The 1,203-nt window shown below is 60.5% G+C and carries 1 protein-coding gene; it reads right to left on the bottom strand.

Going from position 1 to position 1,203, the window contains the following annotated elements:
• Positions 1-1,081 (bottom strand): DUF4158 domain-containing protein (locus WP12_RS00120; RefSeq protein ID WP_046191742.1); only part of this gene is annotated, 1,081 nt, incomplete at its 3' end.
• Positions 1,082-1,203: the final 122 nt, after the last annotated feature.

Below are 1,203 nucleotides of genomic sequence, written 5' to 3'. Positions count from 1 at the left end.
CCTTGTAGATCCGCCGATCCAAGGCGCCCTTTGCCTGGCTTTCCTTGATGATCGCCGCCAGTTTGTCCTTGCCGGCGATTGGGAAAATGACATCGCAGATGCGCCCGGATGGATCGTCGATCGAAGCGCTGGCAATCTCGACCAGGAGTCGCTCCTTGCCATAGACCCGCTCGATGTCTTTCGCGATATCGCCCACCACCTTGCGTTTCGAGCGCGATCCGATCTTATGGACCGTCTCGATCAGCAGGTCGACCATCGCATCCGTAAGCTGAGCTTCCCGCGCCATCAGATAAACGGCATAGAGCCCGAGCTGGCGCGCCGGTACATGCCGGCGCATCTCCGAGGCTTTCTCGCCGGCAACCCGGCGAACGATCTGATCGACCCATGCCTTGCCCGTGACCGATAGGAAATCTCGGGGAAGAGCAAGCCGTTGGATAAAGGCGAGTTTGGCGGTCACGCCAAGAATGTTTTCGAGCGTCGCCTGACCTGCATCCCCCTTCATCGTGTTGAAGCCGGTCGGGCCATCGGGATCGGCGAGCGAGGCTTCCAGCAAGGCGACCGCATCCGGCGCAAGCCGATCGCGGACTCGGGCCAACAGGGCCTCCAGATAGAGGTGTCGTTGCGAACGGACGAGGCGTTCCAGCTCCTTGCGCGACGGCCCATAGATACGGCGGTCGCGGCACCACAGGAAAACATGCTCGAGCATGGCATTGATCGGCTGCCCGCCCGCACAAAGATCGTCGGAAATCCACCTCGACAACGCCCTGCGATCCGTCTGCGTCATACGGCGGAACCCGAGATGCCGCAAAATCTCCGCGCAATGCCGGCGGGCGGTGCGCCCGGAAAAATCATAGTGGTTCACGGATTTGGCATCGAGACCAAGTTGCTCCGCCAGATACAAGACACCGTCGGAGGGTATCGACGCATGATCCGGCACAAAGAAGCCATGCCCGGCGAAAAATCTAAGCTGAACCGCCAATCCCAGTCGTGCCGTCTCCGCTTTGCCGGTCACGAACGCGATGTCCGAAAAACTCAGGCTCCAGGAGCCGATCAGATCCCCACTCGAAACGCCAAGGCTCATAACGCCGCTCCCTTATCGGAGCGGAACGTCGTTCCTCGCATGGGCGATCGTCAACAACAACCAGCCCGTTCCCGACGTGTTCTCCAAGATGACCAAAATCGCAGCTTCGGGCCGACTGGGCC

Source organism: Sphingomonas sp. SRS2, from assembly GCF_000971055.1.
In the GTDB taxonomy this organism is placed as follows: Bacteria; Pseudomonadota; Alphaproteobacteria; order Sphingomonadales; family Sphingomonadaceae; genus Rhizorhabdus.
Note: the sequence above shows the minus strand (reverse complement) of the source record. Positions and strands in the feature narration are given on the sequence as shown.